The organism is Geodermatophilus sp. CPCC 206100 (genome assembly GCF_048569675.1).
GTDB lineage: Bacteria > Actinomycetota > Actinomycetes > Mycobacteriales > Geodermatophilaceae > Geodermatophilus.
In genome coordinates this window covers 126,223-141,894 of record NZ_JAQISV010000013.1, presented here as the reverse complement: position 1 = coordinate 141,894, position 15,672 = coordinate 126,223, and the positions used below count along the sequence as shown (strand labels likewise).

General features: G+C 74.8%; 16 protein-coding genes and 1 tRNA gene. 5 read left to right on the top strand and 12 right to left on the bottom strand.

What is annotated here, in order from left to right; all coding sequences use genetic code 11:
* Positions 1 to 12: 12 nt before the first annotated feature.
* On the top strand, positions 13 to 813 hold the full coding sequence (locus PGN05_RS07550; RefSeq protein ID WP_419751920.1) for a PIG-L deacetylase family protein: 801 nt from the start codon (positions 13 to 15) through the stop codon (positions 811 to 813).
* Positions 814 to 879: 66 nt separating this feature from the next.
* Positions 880 to 1,224: a hypothetical protein gene (locus PGN05_RS07545; protein WP_419751919.1), complete on the top strand. Its 345-nt coding sequence runs from the start codon at positions 880 to 882 to the stop codon at positions 1,222 to 1,224.
* Here PGN05_RS07545 and PGN05_RS07540 read toward each other — a convergent pair.
* Together PGN05_RS07540 and PGN05_RS07535 are read right to left on the bottom strand one after the other, a co-directional pair.
* Positions 1,157 to 1,660: a PPOX class F420-dependent oxidoreductase gene (locus PGN05_RS07540; protein WP_419751918.1), complete on the bottom strand. Its 504-nt coding sequence runs from the start codon at positions 1,658 to 1,660 to the stop codon at positions 1,157 to 1,159. The two genes, PGN05_RS07545 and PGN05_RS07540, sit on opposite strands and share 68 nt — an antisense overlap.
* Positions 1,654 to 2,232: a VOC family protein gene (locus PGN05_RS07535; protein WP_419751917.1), complete on the bottom strand. Its 579-nt coding sequence runs from the start codon at positions 2,230 to 2,232 to the stop codon at positions 1,654 to 1,656. Before PGN05_RS07535 ends, PGN05_RS07540 begins: the two co-directional genes overlap by 7 nt.
* A gap of 149 nt (positions 2,233 to 2,381) precedes the next feature.
* Here PGN05_RS07535 and PGN05_RS07530 point away from each other — a divergent pair, with 149 nt between their 5' ends.
* On the top strand, positions 2,382 to 3,428 hold the full coding sequence (locus PGN05_RS07530; protein WP_419751946.1) for an AraC family transcriptional regulator: 1,047 nt from the start codon (positions 2,382 to 2,384) through the stop codon (positions 3,426 to 3,428).
* Here PGN05_RS07530 and PGN05_RS07525 read toward each other — a convergent pair.
* The 8 genes from PGN05_RS07525 to PGN05_RS07490 all read right to left on the bottom strand — a co-directional run bounded on the left by PGN05_RS07525 (position 3,385) and on the right by PGN05_RS07490 (position 11,022).
* Positions 3,385 to 3,471: transfer RNA gene (locus tag PGN05_RS07525), tRNA-Ser, on the bottom strand. The genes PGN05_RS07530 and PGN05_RS07525 overlap by 44 nt on opposite strands.
* A gap of 68 nt (positions 3,472 to 3,539) precedes the next feature.
* Complete coding sequence (locus PGN05_RS07520) at positions 3,540 to 4,445, bottom strand: hypothetical protein (protein WP_419751916.1); 906 nt, start codon at positions 4,443 to 4,445, stop codon at positions 3,540 to 3,542.
* A gap of 280 nt (positions 4,446 to 4,725) precedes the next feature.
* Entirely contained in the window at positions 4,726 to 5,433 is a 708-nt protein-coding gene (locus PGN05_RS07515; RefSeq protein WP_419751915.1) for a class I SAM-dependent methyltransferase, read from the bottom strand.
* A gap of 47 nt (positions 5,434 to 5,480) precedes the next feature.
* Positions 5,481 to 6,536 carry an ABC transporter ATP-binding protein gene (locus PGN05_RS07510; RefSeq protein WP_419751945.1) on the bottom strand — a complete coding sequence of 352 codons (1,056 nt, stop codon included), beginning with the start codon at positions 6,534 to 6,536 and terminating at the stop codon, positions 5,481 to 5,483.
* 8 nt (positions 6,537 to 6,544) lie between these two features.
* Positions 6,545 to 7,588 carry an ABC transporter ATP-binding protein gene (locus PGN05_RS07505; protein ID WP_419751914.1) on the bottom strand — a complete coding sequence of 348 codons (1,044 nt, stop codon included), beginning with the start codon at positions 7,586 to 7,588 and terminating at the stop codon, positions 6,545 to 6,547.
* Positions 7,585 to 8,526 (bottom strand): ABC transporter permease, encoded by a 942-nt coding sequence (locus tag PGN05_RS07500; RefSeq protein WP_419751913.1) that lies wholly within the window; start codon positions 8,524 to 8,526, stop codon positions 7,585 to 7,587. The genes PGN05_RS07505 and PGN05_RS07500 overlap by 4 nt, the downstream gene beginning before the upstream one ends.
* A 22-nt stretch (positions 8,527 to 8,548) precedes the next feature.
* Positions 8,549 to 9,490, bottom strand: a complete 942-nt coding sequence (locus PGN05_RS07495) for an ABC transporter permease (RefSeq protein WP_419751944.1) — start codon at positions 9,488 to 9,490, stop codon at positions 8,549 to 8,551.
* Positions 9,487 to 11,022 (bottom strand): ABC transporter substrate-binding protein, encoded by a 1,536-nt coding sequence (locus PGN05_RS07490; RefSeq protein ID WP_419751912.1) that lies wholly within the window; start codon positions 11,020 to 11,022, stop codon positions 9,487 to 9,489. The genes PGN05_RS07495 and PGN05_RS07490 overlap by 4 nt, the downstream gene beginning before the upstream one ends.
* 269 nt (positions 11,023 to 11,291) lie before the next feature.
* Here PGN05_RS07490 and PGN05_RS07485 point away from each other — a divergent pair, with 269 nt between their 5' ends.
* Positions 11,292 to 12,245 carry a UDP-glucuronic acid decarboxylase family protein gene (locus PGN05_RS07485; RefSeq protein ID WP_419751911.1) on the top strand — a complete coding sequence of 318 codons (954 nt, stop codon included), beginning with the start codon at positions 11,292 to 11,294 and terminating at the stop codon, positions 12,243 to 12,245.
* Between the two features lie 33 nt (positions 12,246 to 12,278).
* Here PGN05_RS07485 and PGN05_RS07480 read toward each other — a convergent pair whose 3' ends face one another.
* Positions 12,279 to 13,220: a hypothetical protein gene (locus PGN05_RS07480; RefSeq protein ID WP_419751910.1), complete on the bottom strand. Its 942-nt coding sequence runs from the start codon at positions 13,218 to 13,220 to the stop codon at positions 12,279 to 12,281.
* A gap of 47 nt (positions 13,221 to 13,267) precedes the next feature.
* On the bottom strand, positions 13,268 to 14,125 hold the full coding sequence (locus tag PGN05_RS07475) for a hypothetical protein (protein WP_419751909.1): 858 nt from the start codon (positions 14,123 to 14,125) through the stop codon (positions 13,268 to 13,270).
* Between the two features lie 141 nt (positions 14,126 to 14,266).
* Here PGN05_RS07475 and PGN05_RS07470 point away from each other — a divergent pair, with 141 nt between their 5' ends.
* The gene (locus PGN05_RS07470; protein WP_419751908.1) at positions 14,267 to 15,670 is read left to right on the top strand and encodes a hypothetical protein; all 1,404 of its coding nucleotides are present in this window, start codon (positions 14,267 to 14,269) and stop codon (positions 15,668 to 15,670) included.
* The last annotated feature ends 2 nt before the right edge of the window (positions 15,671 to 15,672 follow it).

Genomic DNA, 15,672 nt, shown 5'->3' with positions numbered 1-15,672 from the left:
GACGCTGTGAGGGTGCTCGCGGTCAGCCCGCACCTGGACGACGCCGCGTTCTCGGCCGGCGGCACGCTGGCTGCCCTCGCCGCGGCGGGGCACGACGTCATCGTGCTGACCTGCTTCACCGCGAGCGTGCCCTCGCCCACCGGGTTCGCCCTGGCCTGCCAGCTCGACAAGGGGCTGCCGGCCGAGGCCGACTACATGGCGCTTCGCCGGGGGGAGGACGACGCGGCGATGGCGGTGCTGGGCGCCCGGGCGGTCCACCTCCGGCTGCCCGAGGCACCGCACCGGGGTTACCGGAGCCCCGCCGCCCTGTTCGCCGGCGTGCAGCGCGGCGACGACGTCTGGCGCACCGTCCGGGAGGTGCTGGCCGCCGAGGACGCCGACCTGTGGCTGGCGCCGCAGGCGCTCGGCGGTCACGTCGACCACCTGCAGGTGCTGCGGGCCGTGGCCGGGCTCGGGCGCCCGGTGCTGTGGTGGCGGGACAGCCCCTACGTGCTGCGCGCCCCGGAGGCCGTGCCGGGGCCCGGTCTCCCGTCCGGGCTGGCCGAGGTCGTCCCGCCCCAGGACCTCGCCCGGCGCGCGGACGCCTGTGCCTGTTACGCCACGCAGCTCGGCTTCCAGTTCGGCGGGCAGGAGGCGATGCGGCGGGACCTGGCCCGCCTGCCCGAGGTGTTCCTGGCCGGCGACCGCGCGGGTGCCGTGCTCGGCTCCGGCCGGGCGGGCGGCCTCCTCGCACCGGTGGGGACGGCGCCTCGCGCGGAGGGCGTGGCCGCCGGACCCGTGCCGCCGGTCAGCCGTTGGTCGGCCGGGGTGTAGCGGGACGCCGGACGACCGGGGTGCGCAGGCCCGGTGTTTGGAACGGGCCGCTGGGCGGTGCTGTGGGTGAGCGGCGCACTGGTCGGCCACGTCGTCGGCGAGTTCTGGCAGCCCTACAGCAGCGGCATCTCGGTCGCCTTCTGCGGCCCGCTGGCCGGGCTCGCGGCATGGGCGTTGGTGTCCTGGGCCGGCCGCGGCCCGGCGCCTCCGCCCGTGGTGGTGCTCCCTCCTGTGGTCGTGCTCGGAGGGGTGCCGCTGACCGTGCTCCGCGACATCCACGGTCCGGCTGTCCTCGCCGGGGTCCTCGTCGGCGCGCTGCTGACCCGGCCGTACCGGCACCGGGTCACGGAGCGGCGTCCGGGACCCCCGTCCACGCCCGGAGCTCGTAGTACAGGCCCCGGGTCCGCCTGATCCGCAGCTCGAGGGGGACGAGCACGCCGTGGACGACCGGGTGCGCGCGCCGCAGCAGTCGGGCCGCCGCGGCAGCCTCACCGCCGCCGAGGAGTCGAGCCCGGGCGGGCAGGCCCGGGCCGGTCGGCGTGCCGCGGGGGGTGCAGGGGGCGACCCGGACGTCGGGGGAGTTCCGCAGCCGCGGGACCTTCGCCGTGCTGGCGGGCGTGCCGAAGTAAGCGCGGTCGCCGTCCACGGCGACGTTGACCGGCGTCCCGACCCAGGTGCCGTTCCGCCTGCGGGTCGTGAGCAGGACCGCCCACGGCCGCGCGAGGCGGTCCAGGGGCCGGTCGGCGACGAACGGCGGTGCTGCACCGGTCGCGGCCGGTCGCGCCGGATCGGCCGGGCGCCTCGGGCACTCCGGCGAGGGTCCGGGTGGGTGTCGGCGGGTCAGCACGAGGCGGGGGACGGTGCGGTGACCGGCCGGGCCCGGTCACCGGCTGGGTGCGCGGACCGCGGCGCGGGCAGGCGCAACCGCGGGGCGTCGTAGAGCTCCGCGCCGCCCTCGGCGGAGAAGCAGACGCCGAGGAAGCCGCGCGGGCCGGCGGCCGAGTGCACGATGCGCAGCGCGATGCCGTCCGGGTCGAGAAACTCGATCCAGCTGCCGTCGACGTGCGTCCCCGCCGTGGAGGGGATGCCCAGGCCGGTGGCCCGGGTCTGCACACGTTCGGCGGCGGCGCGGTCCGCCGCCTCCAGGATGACCGGGTGCTCACCGCGGAGGTCCGCACCGCCGGCCGTCGTCGATCGCAGCCGCAGGGCGAGCAGGTAGCGGGCCTGCCAGTCCACGAGCCCGCACCCGGTCACCCCTGTGTGATCGCTGAACTCGCGGACGTACCGCAGGTCGAGCAGGTCGCGGTACCAGGCCGCGCTGCGGGCCAGGTCGCTGACCGGGATGGTCACCTGCACGATCCGCTGCAGGTCCCGCGCGCCGGCGCCGGCGGTCGCGCCGGGCGGGTCGATGAACGCCATCGTCGTGCTCCCTCCCCAGGAGTCGAGAGCGGCAGTCCACCGGCCGCCTCGCTCTGGACGCTAGGGAGGCGCCGGGGGACGATCCATGCGTCGGAGTCCGCGATCCTCCAGCGTCCGTCCACGCCGGGGGCAGGGCAGCGGGAGCTTCCTTGGACCTGCTCAGCGCCGTTCTCCAGGAGCTCCGGCTGACCAGCGCTGCCTACCGCTCGCTGGAACTGCACGCGCCGTGGCGGCTCCGGTTCGACGGCGGCCTGCGCGGGGTGCACGTCGTCGTCTCCGGGAACTGCACGCTCCGCGTCGACGGGCAGGCTCCCCTCGATCTGCGGCCCGGCGACCTCGTGGTCCTGCCCCGGGCCGACTCGCACGAGCTCGCCTCGGCCCAGGCGCTCGGCGTGCCTCCGGTGTCCGCGCTGGACCTCGCCCGGCGCACCCAGGGCAACCGGATCGTCGTCGGCGGTGCCGGAGAGGTGACGACCATCGTCTGCGGCGCCTTCTCCTTCGGCGACGAGGACCACCCGGCCGTGGCCGGGTTCCCGCCGTGCATCCTCGTCCCCGGACACGAGGGACGCTCCCCCGAGTGGCTGGCCGGGCTCACCGCGGCGCTGGCCACCGAGACGCTGGAGGGCGGGCCGGGCAGCGAGGTCGTCATGGCACGGCTCTCCGACGCGCTGGTCACCCGCGCGCTGCGGCACCACCTCGAGACCACGGACGAGGTCGGCTGGCTCCAGGGGCTGCGCGATCCCCACCTCGCGACGGCGCTGGCCGCTCTGCACGCCGACCTGGCCGCCCCCTGGACGCTGGAGAGGCTGGCCCGCTCGGCGGGGCTGTCCCGATCGGCGTTCGCAGCCCGCTTCGCGGCGACCGTCGGCCAACCCCCGATGCAGTACCTCTACCGCAGTCGGATGCGCCGGGCCATCACCATGCTGCGCGCCGGAGACACGACGAACGCGAGCATCGCGGCGCGCGTCGGCTACGGCTCCGAGGCGGCGTTCGCGGCGGCGTTCACCCGTCACACCGGAGTGCCGCCCGGCGCCTATCGGCGTCGCGGCAACGGCCTCCCGCAGCCGCCGGCACCACGGCAGCCGGGAACCTCTCCAGCCGACACCGGCGTGCGACCGGCACCTCGAACGGGAGGCACGACCGCTGCTCCAGCGGAGGGCGTGGGATTCGAACCCACGATGGGTTTGACCCCATAGCGGTTTTCAAGACCGCCGCCATCGGCCACTAGGCGAGCCCTCCTGGCGGCGTGCCGGCCGGGGGCCGTACGCCGACCGCCATGCTACGGACGCCGGCCCCGGAGAGCCGGGTCAGTCCTGCGGCCGCGGGGTCACCCGGTAGCACGGGCCCGGGCCCATCGCCTCGACCGCGAAGCCCAGCTGCACCAGGACGTCGGCCACCGCGGCGCCCAGCGTGCGGGTGACCGCCGCGTCGGCTGCCGCACCGCGGGCCTGGTGCACGCTCAGGCGGTCGTGGGCGTGCCAGCTCACCAGGACCCCGAAGTTGGCGACGTCCGGGGTCAGGCACACCCCCCCGGCCGCGCCGTCCGCTCCCCGCCCGGAGCAGTCGTGCAGGGGCAGGCCCGCCTCGACCAGCGCCGCGCCGACCTCGACCACCAGCGTGGTGAGGGCGTCGGTGTCCGACAGCAGGGCGTCCCAGTCCTCGGGGAGCCGGTCCAGGTGGGCGTCGAGCTCGGCCAGCCACGCCCGCTCGTCCGGCGTCTGCCGGCCGACGAGCGCACCGTCGGCCCGCTGCTGCCCGTAGACGGCGCGGGTCGTGTCGGCCAGGCCGTTGGCCAGCGCGGCCCACTCCGCGTCGATGCTGTCGCCGAACGGGCCGGCCACGATCCGCGCTCCCGGCTGCTCGGCGCACTCGTCCACGAGCCACCACCCGGGAGCCGACGGGCGCTGAGCCGTCGTCCGGCGCGCGGTGTCGGCGGCCACCGCCGTCCGGGACCCGCGCGGCGAGGCGGGAGCCGCCGCGCCGCCGCGCTCGGGGAGCCGCGCCGACTCCACGGTCGAGGCGCCCGCGCCGACCGCACCGGCCGAGGTGGCCGGCGCCGGGGCACCGACCGCGGCCGACTGCGGCTGCTGGGCCACGGAGTTGCGCTCGTACTCGTAGCGGGCGGTCGACCCCCTGCCCAGCCCGATGATCAACCCGGCCATGGCCAGGAAGCCCAGCACGGCGACCGACGGCCACAACAGCACAGCTTCCACGGGTGGTCTCCTCGGGGACGGACGTCGCGGTCCACGAGGCTCCGCGGACGACCGAAAAGTAGGTCGCGCAGGCCGCTGACCAGCCGCCTCGGCCGGGGCGCGGAGGGCTCCGTCACGCAATCGTTGTCCGGGGCCGCGCCGACCTCCGGTCACCCGTCCCTGCGCGCGCAGCCTTGTCGACAAGCCCCCCGATCCCCAGCGTGACGGGGCGGCCGGGCAGCTGCGGTCATCCCGACGGGCTCCGCCGCACCGGCATGTCGCGCGGGCTCCGGCCGGCGGATCAGACGGCGACGGCGGTGACGAAGGTGCAGATCCCGTCGCCTCGGGAGGCGCGCTGCCGCACGCGGAGGAGCCTGAGGACGGCGATCTCCACCCGGTAGGCCAGCCGCGCCGGCCCCCGGTAGAACGTGTCGCCGGCCGTCGTCACCTCGATGCGGTCGAAGCCGGCGGCCCGGACGTGCTCGGTCAGCATCCAGTCCGGGAGGATCGTGATGTGCCCCGGCTGGTGGTAGAACTCCGGGCCGAAGATGTACGGAGAGCCCAGCAGGAACATCTTCAGCCGCGAGTGCGGGTGGGTCACGTTCGGCGTGCTGACCAGCAGCCGGTCCCCCGGCCGGAGCAGCGCCCGGATCGACCGCAGCACCTGCCGCGGGTTCTCCACGTGCTCGAGGGTCTCGACGCACACGACCATGTCGAAGGGCCCGCGGGTCTGCTCGGTCCACTCAGGGGAGTCGAGGTCCAGGCGGGCGATCCAGTCGTGCGGCGGGTCGAGGTCGGTGGGGACGACGTCGAGGCCGGCGTCGCGCAGCCGCAGGGCGAGGGCGCCGCAGCCGGAGCCGACCTCGAGCACCCGCCCGCCGCCGGGCAGCGCCGTCCGCACCAGCTCGACGGCGTACTCGTGGACACCGGGGGCGGCGTGGATGCCGTGCCCCTTGTAGGAGGAGACCGCCTCCGTCCGCTGGCTGGTCCTGTCCTCCGCCACTGCCACCGGCCCAGACTGGCACACCGGCTCCGGCCCCACCGGACGGGACGGTCTCACTCCGCGGGAGCGGTCGCGGCCTCCTCGCGCGGCACCGGCGTCCCGATCACGCCGTGCAGGTGGCAGGCGGCCACGTGGCCCGGCGCCGACCCCACCGGCTGCAGGGCGGGGTCGACGTCCGGGCACGGCTCGAACGCGTACGGGCACCGGGTCCGGAACCGGCACCCGCTGGGGACGGCGGCCGGCGAGGGGACGTCGCCGCGCAGCACGACCCGCTGCCGCGCACGCTCCAGCTGCGGGTGCGGCACGGGGACCGCGGACAGCAGCGCCTGGGTGTAGGGCATCCGCGGATCGGTGCCGACCGCGGACGCCGGCCCGACCTCCACCACCCGCCCCAGGTACATGACCGCGATGCGGTCGGAGATGTGCCGGACGGCGGACAGGTCGTGCGAGATGAACAGCAGGGTCAGCCCCAGCTGCCGCTGCAGCCGGCGCAGCAGGTTGAGCACCTGCGCCTGCACGCTGACGTCCAGGGACGCGATCGCCTCGTCGCAGACCAGGAAGTCCGGCTCCCCGGCGAGGGCCCGGGCGATGCCGACCCGCTGCCGCTGGCCGCCGGAGAACTCGTGCGGGTAGCGGGTGGCCACCGCGGGGTCGAGGCCGACCAGCTCGAGCAGCTCGGCGACCCGCGCCGCCCGCTCGCGCCGTCCCGACCGCAGCCCGTGCACCTCCAGGGGCTCGGCGACGGTCTGCGCCACCGTGCGGCGCGGGTCCAGGGAGGCGAACGGGTCCTGGAACACCATCCCTGCGCGGCGGCGCAGGTCCCGCAGCCCGCGGCGGTCCAGACCGGTCACGTCGATGCCGTCGAAGGTGACCGACCCACCGGTGGGCGGCACCAGCCGCAGGAGGGCGTTGCCGAGCGTCGACTTGCCGCAGCCGGACTCCCCCACCAGTCCGAGGGTCTCGCCGCGCAGGATGTCGAGGTCCACGCCGTCGACGGCCCGCAGCACGCCGGTGGCGCGGCGGCGCACCCCCGAGGACCGGACCGGGAAGTGCACCTGCAGCCCGCGCGCGGAGACGAGGACGTCGTCGGCCGCCGGCTGCGCCCGCATCGAGGTGCTCACCGGCGCTCCCCCTCCCGGCACCAGGTCGCCGCCCGGTGCGGCAGGCCCGTCGGCGTCCCCGCGCCGACCACGGCCAGCGGCGGCTGCTCGGTCTCGCACCGCGGATCGGACCGGACCGGACACCGCGGCCAGAACACGCAGCCCGGCGGCAGGTCGGTCGGCGCCGGCGGCACCCCGGGCACGGTGGCCAGGTCGGGCGGCTGTCCGTCGACGGCCGGCTGGGCGAGGTCGGGCAGGGCGCCGAGCAGCCCGCGCGTGTACGGGTGGGCCGGCCGCTCCAGGACGTCGTCCACCGTGCCGTCCTCGACGCACCGCCCGCCGTACATGACCAGCACCCGGTCGGCGATGCCGGCGACCACCCCGAGGTCGTGGGTGATCCAGATGACCCCGGTGCCGTGGTCGGCCTGCAGCGTCTCGACGAGCTCGATGATCTGCGCCTGCACGGTGACGTCGAGGGCGGTGGTGGCCTCGTCGGCGATGAGCAGCGACGGCGAGTTGCTGAGCGCGATGGCGATGACCACCCGCTGCCGCATGCCGCCGGACAGCTCGTGCGGGTACCGGTCCAGCGCCCGGTCGGGATCGGGCAGCCCGACCTCGCGCAGCAGCTCGGCGGCCCGGCGGCGGGCGTCGGCCTTGGTGACCTCGCCGTGCGCGCGGATCCCCTCGACCAGTTGCCGGCCGACGGTGAGCACGGGGTTCAGCGAGGTCATCGGGTCCTGGAAGACCATGCCGACCCCCGGGCCCCGCACCTGCCGCAGCCGCTCGGGGGCCATGGTCAGCAGGTCCTCGCCGTGCAGCAGCGCCTGCCCGCTGACCGTGGCGACCCCGGACGGCAGCAGGCCGAGCAGGGCCAGGACCGAGACGCTCTTGCCGCTGCCGGACTCGCCGACCACGGCCACGGTCTCCCCCTCGCCGACCGCGTAGCTCAGCCCGTTGACCACGTCGGCCGGCCCCCGCGGGGTGCGCAGCCGCACCCGCAGGTCCGACACCTCCAGCAGCGGCGTCCCCGGGTCCCCGCCCGGCCGCGCGGGTCCGGTCACCGGCCACCGCCGGACATGAGCGTGCGCTGGCGCGGGTCGAGGACGTCGCGCAGCCCGTCGCCGAGCAGGTTGAAGCACAGCACGGTCAGGAAGATCGCCATCCCGGGGAAGAAGGCCAGCCACCAGGCGATGTCGATGAAGCCGCGCCCCTCGGCGAGCATCAGGCCCCACGAGGGGTTGGGCGGCTGGGTGCCCAGGCCGAGGAAGGACAGCGCCGCCTCGGCCAGGACGGCGAAGGCCAGGCTGATCGAGGTCTGCACGATGATCGGCGGTGCGGCGTTGGGCAGCACGTGCCGGGTGAGCAGCCGGAAGTCGGAGGCGCCCACCGAGCGGGACGCCCGCACGTACACCTCCTCGCGCACGCCGAGCACGCTGGCCCGGGTGACCCGGGCGAAGACCGGGACGTAGACGATGCCGATGGCCAGGGCGGTGTTGCCCGCCCCGGGCCCGCGGACGGCGAGCACGGCGATCGCCAGCAGCACCGCGGGGAAGGCGAACAGGACGTCCATGAACCGCATGAGGACGTCGTCCACCCACCGGCCGTAGAAGCCGGCCAGCAGTCCGATGAGGCTGCCCACGACCAGGGCGATCGCCACGGCGAGGAACCCGACCCGCAGCGAGACGCCAGCGCCGAGGATGACGCGGCTGAGGATGTCCCGGCCGAGGTCGTCGGTGCCGAACGGGTGCGCCCAGCTCGGCGGCTGCAGGCGGTCCTCGACCGCGATCTCGTTGGGCCCGTCGGGCGCGAGGGTCTCGTCGAACACCGCCATGAGCACGATCCCGACGAGCACCAGCGCCGCGACCGCCGCCGTCGGGTTGCGGGCCAGCAGCCCCAGGGTCTCCCGCCAGCGGCCGCGGGGCGGGCGCTGCGTCGAGGGGATGCCGGCGTCGGTCCCGGTCGGGGACGGCGCGGCTTCGGGCAGGGGCGCGCCGGTCATCGCAGCAGGCCTCGGCTGTGGGTCATCGGCGGATCCGCGGGTCGATCGCGGTGTAGAGCAGGTCCACGACGAGGTTGATGAGCAGGAAGACCACGGCGAACAGCAGGATCGCCCCCTGCAGGACCGGGTAGTCCCGCGCCTGGACGGCCTGCAGCGCCAGCTGCCCGAGCCCGGGCCAGGAGAACACGATCTCCACGACGACCACCCCGGACAGCAGGTAGGCCAGTTGCACGCCGGTGACCGTCACCAGCGGCAGCAGCGCGTTGCGCAGCACGTGCCAGGTGAACACCTGCCGGGTGGGCAGCCCCTTGGCCTGCGCCGTCCGCACGTGGTCGGCCCCCAGCGCCTCGAGCACGCTGGACCGGACGAACCGGGTGATCACCGACCCGGACACCACCCCGGTGACCACCGCCGGCATCACCAGCCGCTCCAGCCAGCCCAACGGGTCCTCGCTGAGCGGCACGTAGCCGCCCGAGGGCAGCCACCCCAGCGTCCCGGCGAAGACCAGGATGAGCACGATCGCCATCCAGAACTCCGGCACCGAGATGCCGATCTGGCTGAGCACCGTGGCCACCCGGTCGACGAGGGACCGCGGGTGCAGCGCCGAGAGGGTCCCCAGCGGGACGGCGATCAGCAGCGCCACGAGGATCGAGGCGAGCGCCAGCGTCAGCGTCGCCGGCAGCCGCTCGGCGATGAGCGAGGTGACCGTCTCGCCGCTGCGGAAGCTCACCCCGAGGTCACCGGTGAGCGCCCGCCCCGCCCACGTGACGTACTGCTGCACCAGCGGCTGGTCCAGGCCGGACCGCGCCAGCAGGGCGTCGTAGGTCTCCTGGTCGAACCGGGTGCCGAGGGCCAGCCGGATCGGGTCACCGGGGACGAGCTGGACCAGGGCGAACACGATCACGCTCACCCCCGCCAGGACGACGAGCGCCTGGCCGACCCGGCGGAGGAGGTAGCCGCTCAGGGCAGCTCCACGTTCTCGAAGTTGATCGCCTTGTCCGCCCGGATCTGGTAGCCGGAGAGGTCCGGCGCCCAGGCCTGCACGACGTCGGGGTTGTAGAGGTAGAGGTAGGAGACGTCGTCCACGATGAGCTGCGCGGCCTGGTCGTAGGCCGCCTTGCGGGCGTTCTCGTCGGTCTCGGTCGCGCCCTGCTGCAGCAGCTGGTCGACCTGCGGGTTGCTGTAGCCCTGGTAGTTGTTCGGGCCGCCGGTCTGGTGCTGCTCCTGGTAGTAGGCGGCCGGGTCCAGGTTGCCCAGCCAGCCCAGGTAGAAGGCGTCGAAGTCGCCCTGCCCCTGGCGGTCCAGCCAGGTCGCGAAGTCCAGCGTCTCGATGTTGACCTCGATGCCGATCGGCTCGAGCTGGCTGGCGATGACCTGCGCGGCGGTGACGGTCTCCGGGAACTCGTCGGTGACCATCAGGCCCATCGTCAGCGGCGTCTGGACGCCGGCCTGCTGCAGCAGCTGCCGCGCCTGCTCGGGGTCGGGCTGGAACGGCGCGTAGTCGGTGTAGAAGAAGCTGTCCTCGGGGATCGCCGTCTGGTTGGGCTGGGCCGCCCCGAACCAGGCCGCCTCGGCCACCGCCGCCCGGTCGATCGCGAAGGAGATCGCGCGCCGCACGTCGCGGTTGTCGAACGGCGGGCGGGCGTAGTTCATGGACATGTACCAGTAGTCCACGCTCGGCGTCGTCTGCAGCTCGACGGTGTCGTCGCCGCCGAGGGACTCGATCTGCTGCGGCGGGACGTTGTCGGTCCACTGCACCTCGCCGTTCTGCAGCGCGGTCAGGGCCGCCGCCGGCTCGGTGATGTAGCGGAACTCGACGCCGCCGATGCTCGGGGCGCCGCCCCAGTGGTCCTCGTAGGCGGTCAGCACGGTGCTGCTGGCGTCGGAGCTCTCCAGCCGGAAGGGGCCGGTGCCGTTGGCCTCGGTGGTGAGGTCGAGGTCCTCGGCGGCGCCCTCGGGGAGGATCGCCATGCCCTTGAACGAGCCGATCCGCTCCAGCAGGTTCGGCGTGGGCTGGCTCAGCGTGATCACGACGGTCTGCGGGCCGTCGGCCTCGACCGAGGCGACGTTCTGGAACCGGAAGGAGTTGCTCAGCTCCTCGTCGATGATCCGGTTGTAGGAGTAGACGACGTCGGCGGAGTCGAACTCGCTGCCGTCGTGGAAGGTGACGTCGTCGCGCAGCGTGAACGTCCAGGTGAGGCCGTCCGCGCTCGTCTCCCACTCCGTCGCCAGGCTCGGCTCCATCGTGAGGTCCTCGGCGTTGGGGACGACGAGGGTGTCGTAGACGTTCTCGAGCACCTGGAAGCTCGGATAGGCCGTGGTGACGTGCGGGTCGAACTGGTCGGGCTGCGCGGACACCGCCGCGACCAGCGTCCCGCCCTCGTCGCCGCCGCTCCCCCCTCCGCCGCCGCCGGTGTCGACGCTCTCCCCGCCGCCGCAGGCGGCCAGGGCGAGGGTGCCGACCGCGACCAGGGGCAGGAGCCGGTTGCTGCGCACGGGGACCTCCGGGCTGCTGAGCGGGTGCGTCCTCCTCCGACCCTGGCCCGGTCCGCGGGAGGTCGCAGGTCGGGACGGCGATCGTTGCCTGTTCGAGACCCGGCCGGTCCGGTTCGGGTTCTCCCGGCGCACCCCCCGTCAGAGTGGAGCCGGAACGGCATCGTCCTTGCTACCTTTCGCCACCCGACGTCCCGTCGACGGAGTTCCTCCGCGGCGGCCGGCGGGCCACGGCACCGTCGACCGGAGCACCACCGACTGGAGGACACCTCATGGCACGCGCCGTCGTCACCGGAGGGGCCGGCTTCCTCGGATCGCACCTGTGCGAGGCCCTGCTCGACCGTGACATCGAGGTGCTGTGCCTCGACAACTTCCTGACCGGCACCCCGGCCAACGTCGCGCACCTCATGGAGCGCCCGGGCTTCCGGCTGGTCCGCGCCGACGTCACCGACTACATCCACGTCCCGGGGCCGGTGGACTTCGTCCTGCACTTCGCCTCGCCCGCCTCGCCGATCGACTACGCCGAGCTGCCGATCGCGACGATGAAGGTGGGCTCGATCGGCACCCTGCACTCCCTGGGGCTGGCCAAGGAGAAGGAGGCGCGGTTCCTGCTCGCCTCGACGTCGGAGACCTACGGCGACCCGCTCGTGCACCCGCAGCCGGAGACCTACTGGGGCAACGTGAACCCGGTCGGCCCGCGCGGGGTCTACGACGAGGCCAAGCGCTTCGCCGAGGCGCTGACCTCCGCCTACCGGCGCACGCACGGCGTGGACACCGCGATCGTGCGCATCTTCAACACCTACGGCCCGCGGATGCGGCCCTTCGACGGCCGGGCGATCCCGACCTTCATCCGGCAGGCGCTGGCCGGCGAGCCGATCACCGTCGCCGGTGACGGCAGCCAGACCCGGTCGGTCTGCTACGTCAGCGACCTGGTGGAGGGCCTGATCCGGTTCCTGCTCTCCGCCGAGCCGGGCCCGATGAACATCGGCAACCCGTACGAGATCCCGGTGCTCGAGCTGGCCCAGCGGATCGTCGAGCTGACCGGGTCCTCGTCGGTGATCGACTTCATCCCGCGCCCCGAGGACGACCCCACCGTCCGCCAGCCCGACATCGCGCTGGCGCGCCGCGCGCTGGGCTGGGAGCCGCAGGTGGCCCTGGACGACGGGCTGAAGCGGACGATCGACTGGTTCGCCGAGCACCCCGAGGTGGCCGGCGCCCGCTCCTGACGGCGCCCGCTCCTGACGGCGGGCTCCTGACCGCTAGCGGCGCCGCGGCCGCAGCGCCTGGGCCGCGGCCACCGCCGCGGCGGCCAGCACCAGCCCGCCGAGCACCCCGACCGCCAGGCTCTGGGTCATCGACCCGTTGGCCCGCTCCTCGGGCAGCTCGGCCGCTCTGCTGACCCGCGCGACCGCCTGCGGGTCCTCGAGCACGCGCAGGTCGATGTCCAGCCCGCTGATCTGGGTGTTCAGCTGCCGGATCGAGGCCTCGAGGGGGTCGAGCTCCCCGGCGAGGTTGCGCTGGATGGCCAGCCGCTGGTTGAGCAGCCGGGACAGCTCGATCGGGTCGGTCTCCTCGGCCACCGCCTCGTCGAGCGCGGCGACCGGACGGAGGATCTCCCCGCGCCGGGCGTTGAGCCCGTCGCGGTCGCCGACCAGCAGGTCGCGCAGGCGCTGCGTCTGGGCCCGGTCGTCCTCGTGCCGGGCCGTCACGTAGGTGTCCGCCCAGGTCTGCGCCGCAGCGCGCGCCGCCTCGCGGTCCCCGGCCTCGGCCGAGAAGAGGAGCGCGCTGGCCTCCGGCGTCGCCCGCACCTCCACCTCGACCTCCTCGCCGGCGGCGTCCCGCGCCCGGTCCTGGAACGCGTCGCTCTGCGCGTAGAGGAGCTCGGCTTGCGGCGTCCGCACCACCGCGCCGCCGGCGGTGCGGGGGAACAGCTGCCGGCTGTCCTCCGTGCGCAGCAGGACCGTGGCCTCCGAGCGGTAGACCGGGTCGATCACCGACAGCGAGCCGACGGCCGCGCCGAGGACCAGGAGGAAGACCAGGAGTGCCAGCCACCACCAGCGGCCCAGGGCCGACAGGTACTCCCGGAGGCCGGGGTCGGCGTCCGCCGGCCGCTCGGCCCGGTGGGTGACGGCGCCCCGCCCGGGCGCAGGGCGGGCGGTGTCGTCAGGACGCGCGGTGTCGTCAGGAGTGGTGTCCAGCACGGCGTCAAGGTACCGGCGACCCCCCGCAGATCGTGTGCTATCGCGTGTCACGTGTCCCATGCGGTGAGTGACCGGCCCAGCAGATCGGCGAGCTCGGCGTTGGGCCCGCGGAACCGGTCGCGCAGCCCGGCGGCGGTCGCCGGGTCCACGGGCGCCGACGGCGCCGGCCCCTCGTTCAGCCGGTTCACCAGGTACCGCGCGCGGTAGAGGGTCCGGCTCGGCACCCGCGCGGCCAGCCGGCGCAGCGGGCTGCCGGGCTGCTGGGCGGCGAGGAAGACCCGGGCGAAGCGGGCCGAGCGCGGCGCCCGGGCCTCGTTGTGCCCGCGCGCCACGTCGGGCTCGTACGGCGGGAGGCCGGCCAGCTCGAACAGCTCGGCGCACACGCGTGCCGCACCCGTCCGCAGGTCGTCGGACAGGTAGACCCGCCGGCGCTCCGCGGGCACGGCCGCGAACAGGTCCCGCACGTGCGGCGCGTACACCCCGTTCCCGGCGTAGTGCAGATCGCGCGCCGCCGGCGGGGTGCCGGCGGGCCGGCCGGCCTCGCGCGCGAGGCCCTCCTCGAAGGTGGCGGCGTCCTCCCAGCCGCGCAGCCGCGCGTACTGGTAGTGCGAGTGGGCCCGCGGCACCGGGTTGCGCAGGACGGCGACCACCACCGCGTCGGTCGTCTCCGCGATCCGCCGCAGCGCGACCGGGTCGTAGAGCGCCATCGTGTGCTTGGCGACCAGCGGCGCGTCCCCGACGCCGGGGTCGTAGTACTTCTCCACCGCCCGGGCCCAGCCGCCGGCGAACTCCTCGTCCCGGCCGAAGAAGGGCATCTCCCGGTGCACGTGCGCCCGGACGTCGGGGTGGCCGGCGAGGTACTGGAACAGGGCGGTCGACCCGCTCTTGGGAGCGCCGACGATCATCAACCTGGGACCTGGACGCACCGTCGGGATGTTAGGGCAGGAGCGACGGGAAACCGGGGTGGCTGCGTTACCCTCGCGCCGCCGTACCACACGGCGTCCGCCGGGCCACGGCGGGAACCGACGTCCGGTGGAGGTGCGCTCGTGATCGTGCCCCTGCTCGCGGTCGTCGCGTCGATCGTGGTCTGGGTCTGGGTCTACCACCGCCTGGTGCACCACCCGCTGGACCTGATGGCCCTCACCCTCTACTACCTGGCGCTGCAGCTGCTGTGGCGCCCGCTGCTGCTGGCCCTCGGGCTCGACACGCCGTTCCCGACCGAGCTGTTCGCCGCCCGGGAGACCGAGGAGCTGATCGTCCTGGGCCAGGGGGTCGTCGTCCTGTTCCTGCTCGGGATCTGGGCGGGCGCCCGCTGGCTGTCCCCGCTCGTCGGCCCGGCCCGGCTGCTCTACCCGATGAGCCGCGGCTCGCTGCCGCCGCGGACGCTGGTGCTGGTCGCCGTCGTCCTGACCGCGGTGGCGTTCGTCGCCACGGTGCTGCTGTGGATCCGGTACGGCGGGCCGGCCGGGCTGATCCAGGCGGCCAAGGTCGACCGCGACATCGCCGAGAGCCGCGCGCTGCGCTCGATCCCGATGCTGGCCGCGCTGTTCGGCGTCGCCGCGTTCTTCTCGGTACGGCGGGCACCGCTGCGGCTGGTCGCGCTCGGCCTGGTCGCGCTCAACGGCTACCTGAGCTGGACCTGGGGCGCCCGCGACGTGCCGGTGATCTCGGTGATCGCGCTGGTGGCCGGCTCGCTGATCTTCGGCTCGATCGGCCGCCGGGCCGCGGTCCGCACCGGGTGGGACTGGCTGCGCGACCCCCGCTGGCGGCGCCGCTTCCTGCTCGTGCCGGTGCTCGCCCTGCTGCTGGCGTTCTCGCTGCGGACGGCGCGCGACACCGTGCTGTGGGGCGACCTCGCGCCCACCATCGAGGGCCAGAGCACGGTGCGGATGATGGCCGTGGCCACCAACAACACCTTCTACGACTCGCTGCTGCTGCTGCTCGACGACTGGCCGGAGGAGTTCGACTTCCGCGACGGGCAGGACTTCGTGGACGGCACGGTGGCCGCGGTGCCCTCGGCGATCGCCGGGCAGCAGGACCCGTTCGTCTCCCCGGCCGTCCAGCTGGCGCAGACCTACATCGACCGCAACAACGGCTTCCCGGCCACCGCCGCCGGCGACTGGTACGTGAACTTCGGCGTGCTCGGCGTCCTCCTGGGCGGCCTGGTCAGCGGGCTGCTCGCCCGCGCCGGCCAGCTCGCCCTGCGCCGGTTCCTGCGCGACCCGCTGGTCTGGGGCTTCAGCCTGGTCTTCGCGGTGCGCATCTTCCCCGGCGGCCTGTGGGTGACCTCGCTGCCCAAGTGGGTCGGGATCGGCCTGCCCATCATCGCCGTGGCCCTCCTGGTGAACCTCTTCGCCCGCCGCGACAGCGACGGGGGCGGCAGCCCGGAGACCGCCGCCGCGCCGGCCCTGCCGGAGGGCGCACCCGGACCGACGGCGTCCGCCTCTTGACC